The sequence below is a fragment of the Specibacter sp. AOP5-B1-6 genome, from assembly GCF_052376555.1.
Taxonomy (GTDB): domain Bacteria; phylum Actinomycetota; class Actinomycetes; order Actinomycetales; family Micrococcaceae; genus Specibacter.
Map to the genome: position 1 here is coordinate 106,411 of NZ_JBQSVT010000011.1, position 13,964 is coordinate 120,374.

Here is a 13,964-nt window from a genome sequence, read left to right on the forward strand (position 1 = left end):
AGCCCGCGGTGTTCCCAAGCGGAAGGATTCGTGCGCTCCGGGTCATGGAATCAGGTGTCTTCGGACCCGTCATTCCGGTAGCCGCCCATGTTCTGTATGACCCGCTGGCGGATCTTGTTGGGGCTGGTTCCAAGCTTTTCGAACACCTGGATGGCAACTCCCTCGCCGCCGCGAATCAGTCCCAGCAAGATGTGCTCGGTGCCGATGTAGCTGTGACCCAACAACTTCGATTCGTTCAGTGAGTGTTCCAGCGCCTTTTTGGCGTCCGGGGTGAAAGGAATGGGGTTTGCCGTTTCCTGTCCGTCCCCAACGATCACCCCAATTTCCTCCCGGACTCCCTCCACGGAGATGTTCAGGGAATTGAAGACCTTCGAGGCAGTGCCCGTGCCTTCAAGAATGAGGCCAACCAAGAGGTGCTCCGTACCCAGGTGATCGTCGTTGCGGACCCGGGCCTCATCTTGGGCCAGCACCAGAACACGCCGGGACTGATCAGTGAATCTCTCAAACATCTCGCCACCCACCTGACTCGTAGTAGTTCGATGCTACTCACTTCCGGGGTGCGTGGGGTCGTTAAGGCCGGAGAGTTCCGCCAGTAAGCGTGGGACAGCACCCACTTCCAATATTTGAACACGTTCAATAAGCATGCTTTACTGGTAATTGAACACGTTCAGAAAGTCAGGGGATCGTCGCATGGACAGCAAAAGCTCACAAACCAAGGCACTCGTGCTGGATACGGCACTGGGCATGTTTCGCACCAAGGGATTCGCCAAGACCACCATGCGCGCCATTGCCGCGGAGGCGGGCGTTTCCCTTGGCAGTGCCTACTATTATTTCGCCTCCAAGGACGAGCTCGTCCTCGAGCTGTACCGCGAATCCGTGGCCGAACAGCGGGCCGCCGCATCGGCGGCCATGGCGAATGCCAGCGGTTTGGGGGACAGGCTCAAGGCTGCCCTGCATGCGGGAGTGGATGCACTCACCCCGTACCACGACTTCGGCGGCGCCTTCATTGGCAGCGCCCTTCCTCCGCAGTCGGCCGTCAGCCCGTTTGGCGAGACATCGCGCCTGGCCCGGGAGGACGCCGTCGGAATTTTCAGTGAGGTCATTGAAGGCGCCAAGGTTCCGGCGTTCCTGCGCCCCCAGCTGCCCGAACTTTTGTGGCTGGCCTACATGGGCGTCGTGCTGTTTTGGGTGTGCGACCGCTCCGGCGACCAGCGGCGCACCCGGACCTTGATCGACGGCGCCGCACCGCTCATCGCCAAGCTGGTGTCCTTTTCGCGCCTGCCCGTGGTGAAACCGATGGTCGAGGAAGCGTTGGCGCTCAAGGCAAGGCTGCAGTCATGAAAACTGTCGTCATCGCGGGGGCCTCGGGGTTCATCGGCAGGCATTTTCGCCGCCAGTTCGCCGCCGCCGGGTGGCAGGTCCGCACCGTGGGCCGCTCGGGCGACGCCGTGTGGGGCAACACCGAGGCCATCACCGCGCTGCTCGACGGCGCGGAGCTGCTCATCAACCTCGCCGGCAAATCCGTCTCCTGCCGCTACACCCCGGCGAACAAGGCCGAGATCGTCCGCTCCCGCCGTGACACCACCGCCGAGCTGGGCCGCGCCGTCGCCGCCTGCGCCCACCCGCCCCGGGACTGGTTCAATGCAAGCACCGGGACCATTTACCGCGATGCCCGGGACCGGCCCCAAGATGAGTACGACGGCGAACTTGGCTCAGGCTTTTCCGTCGAGGTCGCACGGGGCTGGGAAGAAACGCTCGCCTCGGCGGCCACCCCAACAACGCGCAGGATTCCACTGCGCATCACCATCGTCATGGGGCCAGGGGGAGGGGTCATGCGCCCGTTCACCAACCTGGCGCGCCTGGGACTGGGTGGCCGCATGGGCGATGGCGGGCAAAAATACAGCTGGGTCCACATTGACGACCTGTTCCGTGCCATCTTGTTCCTGCACGAAAACCGCGGCATCACCGGAGCGGTCAACATCGCCGCCCCGCAAGTGGTGAGCAACGCCGGATTGATGGCGGCCGTGCGCAAGGCAAACCGCATGCCGTTTGGGCTGCCCACCCCAGCCTGGGTGCTCAAAATCGGGGCGGTGCTGATCCGCACGGAAACCGAACTGGTGTTGAAGAGCCGCTGGGTGTCGGCCCGGAAATTGCGGGACGCCGGGTTCACCTGGCAGCATCCGGAGCTCGCCGGCGCGCTCTCAGACATCGGTGCGCACCGCGGCGGCCGGAACGGCATGGCGGTGGCGCCGTGACGGACCCCGGAAGCGCCGCGCAGCCGGATCCCGGCACACAGCAAGTCGCACAGCAAGCCGCGAGGTGGGCGAAGGAAGACAGCTTCAGCATGCGCTACGGAGCCCCCGCGCTGCTGACTGGCTGGATCGTAACGTTCCTGTTGTTTTGTCTGGGTTTGACGACGGCTGTTGCCGTGTCCGCAGGGGACATCATGTCGGGCTGGTATTTCCTGCCCTTTGCACTGATGTATGGATTTCCCGTTGCCGCAATCATCGGACTGCCGCTCGCGATCGTGATCGCCGCACCGCTGCGCCGCGTGCGTGACCAGCGGCTCCACGTGCTGGGGTTTACGCTGGCCATCGGGGGTGTCATGGCGCTGATAGCTGCGGCGCTCTTTCACGGCGACTCGGCGATGGGCGTGCTCTGGCTGAGTTTATGGACAGCCACGTGTGCGGCGATCGGCCGCGCAAGCGTCATGAAGATGGTCGCCCGCCGAAACTAGTCAGCTGCGCTACGAGTCTGCGGCGTCTCCCACGGCGGCCATGATGACGCCGGCATTGGCCTTCGCCAGCTTCAAAAAGTTCTTGGGTCGTGAGTTTTTGGGACCTGATAGTGGGAAGAGTTCAGCGACTGACGGTGGGGACGGTCTGGAACAGTGTCAGGGCGCTGAGGTCTTTCACGTGTCGGGGGTGCTAGTCGTCCTGGGCCAGAGGTTCCGGCTCTGCCCGGGGGAGCAGCACAACATACACGACGGCGGCTGCGGTGAACAAGAGCAGGAAACCCAGCATGCCCATGGCCACCGAGTTTCCGGAGGCATCGTCCGGATGGAGGCCCACAGTGCTGAAAATCGTTGCCAGCGCCACGCCGATGATGCCGTATCCCAGGGACACGAAGCAGACAACCACGGCCTTCTGGATTGGATGCCAGTGGTTGTCGCGGAAGAACCCCCGGGCCAGCACCCAACCAATAAGGAACGGGACAATAGCGGCCGCGAAGATGGCGGCCATGATGAGGGAGGTGGAGCTGTACCCAACGCCGTCATTCCCAACGTGCCTGGCAATGTGGCCCGGCATCAGCGGGCGGAGAGCCAGGTACAGGACGATACTCAGGATCAGCAAGCCGGCAGGAGCCGCAATAAGCAGCGGCGCCGCCCTGGTCTTCACCGTTGCAGTGTCAGGCTGGCTGGCCTTTACAGACAAAATGTCCCCCTCGGTCGCGCCCCGGCAACGGGACTTGTTCTATTCATAATACTAACATTTGCCTCGTTGAAGCGCGGTTCGCGCCGGTGGTCTCGCTCCGTTCCGCACCCCATCCGATAGGCTCGCAACAACCGAATCTTCGCAGTTTTCTGTTGCCCCGACCGTGATTGGAATCCCGCATGACCACCGAGTCGACGTTGACGCTGACCACCCGAACCCTTGAGCTGGCAGAGCTGGGCGGAGACTCACCGCTGCCTTCGGTCCAGTCGCTGCTGGAACCGCCCTACACGGTGGGCAATGACATCCCGGAGGAGATTTCCGCCGGCGTGCGGTGGGGGAAGGCCAGCAACATCTACCCCTACCCCATGCAAGACGACTACTCGAGGGAGAGCAGCGCAACGGAACTGACCGCCGTCGTGCTTGAGAATGCGCAGGTGAAGGCCACGTTCCTGCCCCAGCTGGGCGGGCGGCTGTGGGAGCTCACCGACAAGGCCACCGGCAAGGCGCTGCTGCACACCCAGGACCGCATCCAATTCGCCAACCTGGCCCTGCGCAATGCCTGGTTTGCCGGCGGGATCGAGTGGAACATTGGAACGCGCGGGCATTCGCCGACCACCGCAGTGCCGCTGCACACCGCCATTGTGCGCACGCCGGAGGGGCAGGAGGTGCTGCGCATGTGGGAGTTCGACAGGCTGCGCGAGGTGGTGTTCCAGCTCGACGCGTGGCTGCCGGCCGAGTCGAAGGTGGTGTTCACGGCCGTGCGCATCCGCAATCCCAACGACAAGACCGTCCCGATGTATTGGTGGTCCAATGCGGCCGTCCCGCAGACACCGGCCACGCGCGTGATCGCCCCGGCGGCGCACGCCTACGCCACTGACTACGACGGTTCCATGGCGCGCGTGGATCCCACGAATTTCCACGGCAGCGACTGCACCTTCCCGGTGAAGAATGCGCAGGCGGTGGACTTCTTCTTCGATATTGCGCCGGAGGAGCGGCGGTGGGAGGTTGCCGCGGACGACGCCGGAGACGGGCTTGCGCTCATTTCCTCGCCTCAGCTGCGGGGCCGAAAATTGTTCGTGTGGGGCGAGAATGTGGGCGGGCACCGCTGGCAGGAGTGGCTCACGCCGTCGGGCTCCGGCGAGCCTGGGAGCGATCTTGGGGGCGAGCCGCGCCGGTACGCCGAGATCCAGGCCGGCCTGGCGCAAACCCAATTTGAGCACGTGCCCATGCCCGCCGGTGCGAGCTGGCAGTGGGTCGAGGCCTACGGCAACGCGGCACTTGATCCGGCGCTCGCCGCCGGATCTTGGCCCGAGACTGTGACACACGCGGCCAAGCGGGTGGAGGCGCTGGTGCCGGAGCAGGCAATATCTGATGCCCTGTCCGACGCCGGACGCTGGGCCGATCTGCCGCCTGCCGAAATGGTCGTGGCCGGCAACGGCTGGGGTGCTTTGGAACGCGTTCGCCGCCAGCACTCCCAGACCGACTGGATCGACGAGACCGGCACGCCCTTTGGCGTTGAAACGCTGACCGCGGACCAAGCGCCATGGCTTGAGTTGCTGACTGCGAACGAGGGCATAGTGGAGAAGCCCTTTGAGGCAACTGCTGCGCAGGCTCCGAGCCAGCCGTTTGGCGGGGCGGGGTCGTTTGTGCGGGGCGTTGATTGGGAGGACCTGCTCACGGCCGGTCGCAACGTCAGTGCCGAGGGCGCATTCCACCACGCCGTCATGATCCATGCGCGGGCTTCTTCATCTGCCGGGGACCTGGCCGTTGTCGCTACTTTGTACCGTCAGGCATTGGAGGGCACTTTTGCCGCGGGCGCTGAGCTGAGCGCACGGAGCCGGGCACTGTCCCACCGTGGACTGGGATTGGCGCTGCTGGCTGCCGGGGATGCCGCCGGCGGGTTGTCCGAGTGCGCCATGGCCTGCACTCTGGAGCCGGGGAGCCGCAACCTGCTCATTGAAACCATGACGCTGGCACTCGACAACGGGCGCCCCGACCTTGCCCTGGGCCTGCTTTCCGGTGCCGCTGAGGCTGTGACGGTGCTGGGCCGGGTTCGCTTCCTGCAGGCGCGGGCGCTCGCAGGCTCCGAGGACGGCGACGCTGCGGCCGCGATCCTCAGGGCCGGGATTGAGGTGCCCGACATGCGTGAGGGCGCCAACTCAATCGCCGAGCTGTGGCGCCGGGTGTGCCCGGGTGAGGACCTCCCCGAGGCATACCAGTTCAGCATGCACTAACCCGCCACCCCGGCCCCAGCCACCCAGCCCCTATCAGCCGTCGCTCACATATGGGCCTGTTTTCCCCAACGCTCCTGCGATCCGGGCGCACGTTCGGCGAACGCTTTCCCTCCCGGTGGGCAAGGTGCGAGGTGAGCGCCCATATCTGCAGGAGCGTTCCGAATTAATGCCCCATTGCTGCGAGAGCGTCGCAGGGAACCGCCCGTGATGTGCGCGAGGGTTGGGGAGGGGGCTTTGACAGGCCGCTGTGAGCCGTGCCATAGTTTCAAGCATGAACCTGTCAGACAACTGGACAGCCGGACAGCACCAGATTGTCCGCGTCAGTGCCGCCGAAGCCGTCTTCAAGGCCATCCGCTCCGCCATCGAGGATGGCGAGCTGAAAATCGGTGCCAAGCTCAGCAGCGAAACCGCCCTGGCCGGCCAGTACGGCGTCAGCCGCTCGGTGATCCGCGAAGCCCTGCGTTCGTGCACCGCGCTCGGCCTGACGGAAACCCAAACCGGCAAGGGCACCTTCGTCGTTGCCAGCCGTGCCTCGAGCGACCTGGTCCTGGGCCAGTTCTCGGCCCGCAGCCTCATGGAGGCCCGTCCGCACATCGAGGTGCCGGCCGCCGAATTTGCCGCCATCCGCCGCAGCGCCGAACAACTCGAGGAACTGCGCGGCATCGTGGAGCTCATGGCCGACGAGGACGACCCCGAAATCTGGGTCAGCCTGGACGCCGCCTTCCACGCCGCCATTGCCCGCGCCAGCGGCAACGGCGTGTTCGAGAGCGTGGTGAATGACATCCGCGACGCCATGGTGAACCAGTCCGAAACCATCAACCTCATCACGGGCAGGGCACGCCAGTCGGACATCGAGCACCGCGCCATCCTCGACGCCATAGACCGCGGCAGCAACGACGAGGCCGGCCGCGCCATGGCCGTCCACCTGTCCGCCGTCGACACCGCCCTCAGCCAGATCATGGGAGAAAAACAGGCATGACGAACAACGATTTCCCCGCCCACGCCCCGCTCGCCGTGCAAACCCGCGGGGAGCTGGTCGAGAGCGTCCATTACGGCTCACTGATTGCCCTGAAGAACGACGGCGGGACCCTCCTCGAGCGCGGGGAGCCCGCCGCCCGCATGTACCCCCGGTCCGCGCTGAAACCGCTGATGGCCGTGGCCATGCTCCGTGCCGGCCTCGAGCTGCCGACGGAGCAGCTGGCGCTGGCCGCGGCAAGCCACTCGGGCGCCACAGCACATCAGGAAACCGCAGCAAAGATCCTGGCCAACGCCGGACTGGCGCCGGAACACCTGGGCAACTCCACGGACCTGCCCTACGGTGTGGCCGAACGCGAAGCCTGGCTGCGGGCCGGGCACGGCCCTACGCAGCTGGCACAAAATTGTTCCGGCAAGCACGCCGCACTGCTGGCCACCTGCGTTAAAAACGGCTGGCCGCTGGAGACCTACCTGCACGCGGATCACCCCCTCGCAGCCCTCATCCGCGACACCGTGGCCGAGCTGACCGGCGAAGCCATCACCGCCGTCAGCACCGACGGCTGCGGCACGGAAGTGTTCGGGCTAACATTGACCGGCATGGCCCGCGCGTTCAGCCGCATGGCCACCGCCGCACCCGGTACACCGGAACGGCGGGTGGCCGACGCCATGCGCGCCCACCCCGAGATGGTGGCAGGACACGGCCGCGATGTCACGACGCTCATGGAGGCAGTGCCCGGGCTGCTCGCTAAGGACGGCTTTGAGGGCATCCAGCTCGTCGCCCTGGCCGACGGCAGCGCCGTGGCGCTGAAGATTTCCGACGGCGGGGACCGCGCCCGCATGCCGGCTGCCGTCCCGGCCCTGCTGGCCCTGGGTGTTGACCCGGCACTGCTTGCACCCTTCAACAACCTTCCGGTCTTCGGCGGCGGCCGCCCTGTGGGCGAACTCCGCGGCCTGCCGACAACAAACTAACCACGCCCATCACCGGCGCAACGGAGCGCCCCACCAACAAGGAGAACCATGCCCGAGACCATGTCAACCACGCCCGTTTCCGACCCGCTCCCCACAACCGCAACGGCAACCCACCGCAGCGAACACGACCTGATCGGCGACCGCGACGTCCCGGCTGACGCCTACTGGGGCGTCCACACGCTGCGTGCCGTGGAAAACTTCCCGATCACCGGCACGCCGCTGAGCTACAACACCCACCTGGTCAACGGCCTGGCCATGGTGAAGCAGGCCGCCGCGCAAGCCAACCACGAGCTCGGTTTGCTGGACGACGTCCGCGCCGGCGCCATCATCGCCGCCTGCCAGGAGATCATCGCCGGGGAACTGCACGACCAGTTCGTGGTGGACGTCATCCAGGGCGGTGCGGGGACGTCGTCGAACATGAACGCCAACGAAGTCATTGCCAACCGGGCGCTGGAAATCCTCGGCCACAACAAGGGTGAGTACCAGTTCCTGCACCCGAACGACCACGTGAACCTGAGCCAGTCCACCAACGATGTATATCCGACAGCGGTCAACGTCGCCACGATCTTCGCGGCGAAATCGCTGGTGGGTGCCATGGAATACCTGTGCGACGCGTTTGCCGCGAAGGCAGTGGAGTTCCGGACGGTGGTGAAGATGGGCCGCACCCAGCTGCAGGACGCCGTGCCCATGACCCTGGGCCAGGAATTCAACACCTACGCCGTCACAATGGGGGAGGACCGGGCTCGCCTCGCCGAATCCACGCTGCTCGTGCACGAGATCAACCTCGGCGCCACGGCCATCGGCACCGGGCTCAACGCACCGCTGGGCTACTCCGCACTGGCCTGCCGCCACCTGGTGGAAATCTCCGGGCTGCCGCTGACCACCTCCGTGGACTTGATCGAGGCCACCCAGGACGTCGGCGCCTTCGTGCACCTCTCCGGCGTGCTCAAGCGCGTGGCCGTGAAGCTGTCCAAGATCTGCAACGACCTGCGCCTGCTCTCCTCCGGGCCGCGCGCCGGATTTGGCGAAATCACGCTGCCCGCCGTCCAGGCCGGATCTTCGATCATGCCCGGGAAGGTCAACCCGGTCATCCCCGAGGTCGTGAACCAGGTGGCGTACGAGGTCATCGGCAACGACGTCACCATCACCATGGCGGCCGAGGGCGGACAGCTGCAGCTGAACGCCTTTGAACCCGTCATTGTGCACAGCCTGACCAAGAGCATGCGCCACCTGGAAGCCGCCTGCACCACCCTCGCCGACAAATGCATCAAGGGCATCACCGCCCACGAGGACAAGCTCCGGGCCCAGGTCGAGCACTCGATCGGGCTCGTCACAGCCCTGAATCCGGTGCTGGGCTACTCGGTGTCGACCAAGATCGCGCTGGAGGCACTTGCCACGGGACGCGGCGTGGCCGAACTCGTCCTGGAGCACAAGCTGCTCACCGCAGACCAGCTCAATGAACTGCTGCGGCCAGAACACCTCGCCAACCTCGGCGACTAGGCTGCCGCGCGCCACCACACTGCGGCCGGCAATGGTGCCGGCCGCACCTTCACCAAAGGATTTCAAGCATGCACCAGCAGGAAAAAACCGAAACCTCTGATTTAGTTCAAGATTTGCCCAGCGCCGCGTTGACCGCAGAGGACGCTGGGCTGCACAAGGGTTTGAAATCCCGCCAGATCCAGATGATCGCCATTGGCGGGGCCATCGGCACCGGGCTGTTCATGGGTGCAGGCGGGCGCCTGGCCGGGGCCGGCCCGGCGCTGATGTTCAGCTACGCCATCTGTGGTTTCTTTGCATTCCTGATCCTGCGGGCACTGGGCGAGCTCGTCATCCACCGCCCGTCGTCGGGCTCGTTCGTGTCCTACGCCCGGGAGTTCTTCGGGGAAAAGGCCGCGTTCGTCTCGGGCTGGCTGTACTGGCTCAACTGGGCGATGACAGCGATTGTCGACATCACCGCCGTCGCGCTTTACATGCATTTCTTCGCCAAGTATGTGCCGTGGATCGGCGGGGTTCCGCAGTGGATGTGGGCGCTGGGCGCGCTGCTGCTGGTGCTGGGGCTGAACCTTGTCTCCGTGAAGGTCTTTGGCGAGATGGAGTTTTGGTTTGCGCTGATCAAGGTGGTGGCGTTGGTGTCGTTCCTGCTGGTGGGCACCTACTTTGTCATCTTCGGCACCCCGGTGGCGGGGCAGGAGGTCGGCTTCAGCTTGATCGCGGACAACGGCGGGTTCTTCCCCAACGGGCTGCTGCCGGTTGTCGTGGTGATGCAGGGCGTGGTGTTTGCCTACGCCTCCATTGAGCTGATCGGCACGGCTGCCGGGGAAACGCAGAACCCGGAAAAGGTCATGCCGAAGGCCATCAACACCGTCATCATCCGCATCGCCGTGTTCTACGTCGGCTCACTGGTGCTCCTCTCGCTGCTCCTGCCGTACACGGCGTACAAGGCGGGGGAGAGCCCGTTCGTGACGTTCTTCGGGTCCATCGGTGTCGAGGGCATCGACTCGATCATGAACCTCGTGGTGCTCACCGCGGCGCTCTCCTCGCTGAATGCGGGCTTGTACTCCACCGGCCGGATCCTGCGCTCCATGGCCCTGTCCGGCTCGGCGCCGAAGTTCACGGCCAAGCTGAACAGCCGCGGTGTGCCGTATGGCGGCATCCTGCTCACGGCCGCGGTCGCGTTCCTGGGCGTCATCCTGAACGCGGTGGTCCCGGCGAAGGCCTTTGAAATTGTGCTGAACATGGCGGCGCTGGGCATCATCGCCTCCTGGGCCATGATTGTGCTGTGCCAGCTGGCCCTGTACCGGCTGGCGAAAAAGGGCCAGGCCATCCGGCCCGCGTTCCGCATGATTGGCGCGCCGTACACGGGGTACCTGACCCTGGCGTTCTTGCTGGCCGTGCTGGTTTTGATGGCGTTCGACAGTCCCGTCGGCACGTGGACCATCGCCTCCATCGTTGTCATCATCCCGGCCCTGATCGTCGGCTGGTACCTTAGCCGCGGGCGGATCAACGAGATCGCGGCGTCCCGCGACGGGTACACCGGGGCGCACCCCGTCATCGCCCACCACAGTGCCGCCACTGCTGCCAAGGACGCGGCCGACGGCGGGGCGCAAGCCGGCGGGACGCAAGGCTAGGCGTGCCGGCGCCGTCCCTCGGTGGGCCGGCGCGCAGCCGTCCGCGGACGACGTTGGAAATCCACCCCCGCTCAGAGGCCCGCACGCGCGCCGGGAACCCTGGGAATAACTTCCCGCCCCGACAAGTTGACCCCAGTAGATGCAAACGCATGAAATGCTGGAGAGTCCCGGAGGGGTAGTTGTGCAACAAAAGGTAGTGGTCGTGTCGGCCGGTCTTGGGGTTCCATCGTCCACACGCATGCTGGCGGACCAGATGGGCGCCGACGTCCTGGCGCGCCTGTCGGCCATGGGAATCAGTGCCGTCCTCGACGTGATTGACTTGTGCGATTACGCCACCGACATCGCCAACAACATGGTGAGCGGCTATGCGGGCCCGGCACTGGCCGCCGTGGTCCGCCGCGTAGAGGAAGCCGACGCCATGATTGCCGTGACGCCCACCTTCAGCGCCTCCTACTCGGGCTTGTTCAAGTCGTTCTTCGACGTGCTCGACCCCAAGTTCCTTGACGGCATGCCCGTGTTCTTCGGTGCCACGGGCGGCTCCCCGCGCCACTCGCTGGTCCTGGACCTGGCCATCCGCCCGCTGTTCAGCTACCTCCGCGCCCACACCATGCCCACCGCCATCTACGCCTCGCCCGAGGACTGGGGCGGCTCCGGCACCAACACGCTGGAACGCCGGATTGGGCAGGGCGCCGCGGAACTGGCAGCGGTCCTGGCAGCTGGCGTTTCCCCGGCAGCTGCTGCACAGCAAGGCACGACGGCGGCTGGCAGCAATGCCTCCCCGTCCGCTTCCAGCGGGCCCGCCCCGGCTGACGGTCCGCGGGTGGTGCCGGGCAACCACAAGGACAAGCGGGCGCAGCATCAACTCGACAAGATGACCTCCCTGCCGTTCGAGGAACTGCTGGCGCAAACCCAGCGCCGTTGAGACCTGGCCGTCCAGGGCTCTGAAATGTCGCCATCCCGGGTGGAACTACGTCCGGCCGCTGCTTCCGCGCCGCCAAGCAAACCGCGTCCGTCGCAGCTAGAAAATCGGCTGCACGGGCTTGGACGTCAACGGTGGCGGATCGAGTTTGTCCAGCACGACAGTGAGGGCGGTCTGGTAGACGTCGGGATGGATCTCCGGGCTGGCATGGCCTGTGTTCGGGACGTCGTACACAAAATGCGGATTGTGCGGCAAAAGCGCCTCCCAGCCGCGGATTGCAGAAGAAGCATTGACGATGAAGTCGTCGGGGTCGTAGATGAGTCCGATCCCGGTGGTGGCGGGAACGCCGCCGTCGTACTGTCGCGGGAAGGCCTGCAGGAATGTGGCCTGGGTGGTGCTTAGAATCAGTGAGTTGTTGTTCGGATTCAGCGAACTGGAGATCCCGCTGCGGGCCGATTGGTACATGCCCTGGCCGTTGGGGTTGGCCAGCCCGCCCCAGATTCCAGCACCCAGGCGGCCCAGCAGGCCCAGATAGGGGACGATCCTGCCCGCCAGCGAGATGTATTCCTTGCCCGGGTCCAGGGTGTCGGACACATTGCTGGGGCTTGAGCCCATCACAATCAGCGTGACGTGGATGCCTGATTGCGTCAGCAGGGACGCGAGCACGACGGCGGCCATGCCACCAAAGCTGTCCCCGTAAAAGTAGACGGTGTCGATCTTGCGTTCATATACGTCGCGTTGGATGGCGATGAACAACTGGGCAATGTCGATGCCCTCGTTGGAGTAGCCAATGTAGGAGGCGGACGCGCGTTGGTTCATGGCCGGTTGCAGGGCTTCCAATTTGCGACCGGCGTCGCGGTAGCTGACGCGGAAACCGCCCAGCAAATACCAGGTCCTGCCCGGGAACCTCAGCGCCGCGGTCTTGTTTTCCTCGTTGTCCGGCGTCGTGATGCGGTATTTGGTGCGCTCGGTAAGCCGGGCGTCTGCCGTGATGTTGGCCTGAAATGCCGTGGCTGCAGCAGCGGCGCCCATTGTGAGGAAGAAGTACCTGCGCGGCATGTCCGGAATCTGGCGTGTGGGCTTGGCAGCAGGGGATGGCTGGTCCGTGTCGCCGTCCTGGTGCTGCTCGCGATGAAAAGCTGTGCTGGCTGTCATAATGTTTAAAATTCATTCTTTCATGCTTCCGCGGGCGCGGGGCGTAATTCGATTATGTGCCCTCCCAGCGGACGGCCACAGCGTGGCGGACGTCAGGAAAGGAGCCGTCCATGCTGTAAATTCGGGACTGTTCGCCCTGTTTCCGCCCAGCACTCGAGAATCCTATAGGATTTGATACCATGAAGCCTTTGCCTGGATCCCATGCCATCAACCGCCAAGTGCTGGCGGATCATGTTTATGATGAAATTTTGGAATCCCTCATGGATGGGCGCCTGCAGCCTGGTGCCTCGGTAAGCATTGATGGGACTGCCAGGGATTTGGAGGTCTCGCCGACCCCTGTCAGGGAGGCGCTGGCGCGGCTGGAACACACCGGATTGGTGCAAAGGGTCGCGCTCAAGGGCTACAAGGTGGCGCCCCTGTTCTCCTCCGAGGATTTTGCCTTGTTGATGGAAGCCCGGCTCGCCATTGAACCCGTGACAACCAAACTGGCCTGTGAGCGGATGACGCCGGAGACCCTGGTTGCGCTGGAACAGTCAATCCGTGATTTGGAGACAGCACCACGCGGGCCCTCGTTTGCCGAATTTCGCGACTATTTTGATGCCGACGAGCTTTTTCACCGCTTGATTGCGGAAAATGCCGGCAATCCGTTCATGCTTGCCGCCTACAACGCCCTGGGTGGCCAGGTTCAGCGATTTCGCTTGTTTGGCGGCATCGGCATCACCGATGCCGACCACGCAATTTCCGAACATCATGCAGTTTTCGATGCCCTCAAGGCAGGGGATCCGGCCCTTGCCGCGGCCATGATGACTGACCATGTATCCCGGGTTCGCGGCCGGGCCATGGCTGACGCGCCGGAATCGTAGTTCGAGGCAACTCCAGGCCCTCCATTCGGACGCTTCTCAACACCACTGTGGCAAAAGCTGCCACCGCGCGCCATTCCGAACGCCAAAACTGCCTTCCGACACTGCCGGGCTCTGCCGGTCGAGACACCATGTCTTGACGTGCGCGGCCCCGCAGTGTTGTCTGCTGCCTGCCCTGCTGATGGCCGGTCACACACAAGGTGACATCCGGGCCGGCCCCGCCCCTGAACCGCCCCACAACGCGGGCTTGGTCATGCAAATCCGGTGAATCGTGTTGCCACGGCCCCAAG

Annotated in this window: 12 protein-coding genes and 1 pseudogene; 10 read left to right on the forward strand and 3 right to left on the reverse strand. The window is 64.8% G+C overall.

All coding sequences use genetic code 11. The features are described 5' to 3' along the window. Nucleotides 1-74 precede the first annotated feature (74 nt). Nucleotides 75-509, reverse strand: a pseudogene (locus tag ACT3TS_RS07900) (Clp protease N-terminal domain-containing protein); the annotation flags it as partial. A 181-nt stretch (nucleotides 510-690) separates the two neighbouring features. Between ACT3TS_RS07900 and ACT3TS_RS07905 the strand changes: the two are divergent. The 3 genes from ACT3TS_RS07905 to ACT3TS_RS07915 are packed head-to-tail and all read left to right on the forward strand — an operon-like array spanning nucleotide 691 to nucleotide 2,737. Continuing rightward, nucleotides 691-1,341: a TetR family transcriptional regulator gene (locus ACT3TS_RS07905; RefSeq protein WP_444530955.1), complete on the forward strand. Its 651-nt coding sequence runs from the start codon at nucleotides 691-693 to the stop codon at nucleotides 1,339-1,341. Continuing rightward, a complete protein-coding gene (locus tag ACT3TS_RS07910; RefSeq protein ID WP_444530956.1) occupies nucleotides 1,338-2,255 on the forward strand; it encodes a TIGR01777 family oxidoreductase in 918 nt (305 codons plus the stop codon). Before ACT3TS_RS07905 ends, ACT3TS_RS07910 begins: the two co-directional genes overlap by 4 nt. Further along, nucleotides 2,252-2,737 carry a hypothetical protein gene (locus ACT3TS_RS07915; protein ID WP_444530957.1) on the forward strand — a complete coding sequence of 162 codons (486 nt, stop codon included), beginning with the start codon at nucleotides 2,252-2,254 and terminating at the stop codon, nucleotides 2,735-2,737. Before ACT3TS_RS07910 ends, ACT3TS_RS07915 begins: the two co-directional genes overlap by 4 nt. Before the next feature lie 190 nt (nucleotides 2,738-2,927). Here the strand turns inward: ACT3TS_RS07915 and ACT3TS_RS07920 are convergent, their stop codons facing one another. Next, a complete protein-coding gene (locus ACT3TS_RS07920) occupies nucleotides 2,928-3,398 on the reverse strand; it encodes a hypothetical protein (RefSeq protein WP_444530958.1) in 471 nt (156 codons plus the stop codon). 215 nt (nucleotides 3,399-3,613) lie between these two features. On the opposite strand from ACT3TS_RS07920, the gene ACT3TS_RS07925 reads away from it, so the two are divergent. The 6 genes from ACT3TS_RS07925 (at nucleotide 3,614) to ACT3TS_RS07950 (ending at nucleotide 11,662) form a co-directional block, all read left to right on the forward strand. After that, on the forward strand, nucleotides 3,614-5,668 hold the full coding sequence (locus ACT3TS_RS07925; protein WP_444530959.1) for a DUF5107 domain-containing protein: 2,055 nt from the start codon (nucleotides 3,614-3,616) through the stop codon (nucleotides 5,666-5,668). Between the two features lie 271 nt (nucleotides 5,669-5,939). Then, the gene (locus ACT3TS_RS07930) at nucleotides 5,940-6,647 is read left to right on the forward strand and encodes a FadR/GntR family transcriptional regulator (RefSeq protein WP_444530960.1); all 708 of its coding nucleotides are present in this window, start codon (nucleotides 5,940-5,942) and stop codon (nucleotides 6,645-6,647) included. Next, a complete protein-coding gene (locus tag ACT3TS_RS07935; RefSeq protein ID WP_444530961.1) occupies nucleotides 6,644-7,612 on the forward strand; it encodes an asparaginase in 969 nt (322 codons plus the stop codon). The genes ACT3TS_RS07930 and ACT3TS_RS07935 overlap by 4 nt, the downstream gene beginning before the upstream one ends. 60 nt (nucleotides 7,613-7,672) lie before the next feature. Further along, nucleotides 7,673-9,112 carry an aspartate ammonia-lyase gene (gene aspA, locus ACT3TS_RS07940; protein WP_444530971.1) on the forward strand — a complete coding sequence of 480 codons (1,440 nt, stop codon included), beginning with the start codon at nucleotides 7,673-7,675 and terminating at the stop codon, nucleotides 9,110-9,112. A gap of 68 nt (nucleotides 9,113-9,180) precedes the next feature. Further along, nucleotides 9,181-10,740, forward strand: coding sequence for an amino acid permease (locus tag ACT3TS_RS07945; protein ID WP_444530962.1), 1,560 nt, complete (start codon nucleotides 9,181-9,183; stop codon nucleotides 10,738-10,740). 202 nt (nucleotides 10,741-10,942) lie between these two features. Further along, a complete protein-coding gene (locus tag ACT3TS_RS07950; RefSeq protein ID WP_444530963.1) occupies nucleotides 10,943-11,662 on the forward strand; it encodes a CE1759 family FMN reductase in 720 nt (239 codons plus the stop codon). A gap of 96 nt (nucleotides 11,663-11,758) precedes the next feature. Here the strand turns inward: ACT3TS_RS07950 and ACT3TS_RS07955 are convergent, their stop codons facing one another. Beyond that, a complete protein-coding gene (locus ACT3TS_RS07955) occupies nucleotides 11,759-12,814 on the reverse strand; it encodes a hypothetical protein (protein WP_444530964.1) in 1,056 nt (351 codons plus the stop codon). A 179-nt stretch (nucleotides 12,815-12,993) separates the two neighbouring features. Here ACT3TS_RS07955 and ACT3TS_RS07960 point away from each other — a divergent pair, with 179 nt between their 5' ends. After that, entirely contained in the window at nucleotides 12,994-13,677 is a 684-nt protein-coding gene (locus tag ACT3TS_RS07960; RefSeq protein WP_444530965.1) for a GntR family transcriptional regulator, read from the forward strand. The last annotated feature ends 287 nt before the right edge of the window (nucleotides 13,678-13,964 follow it).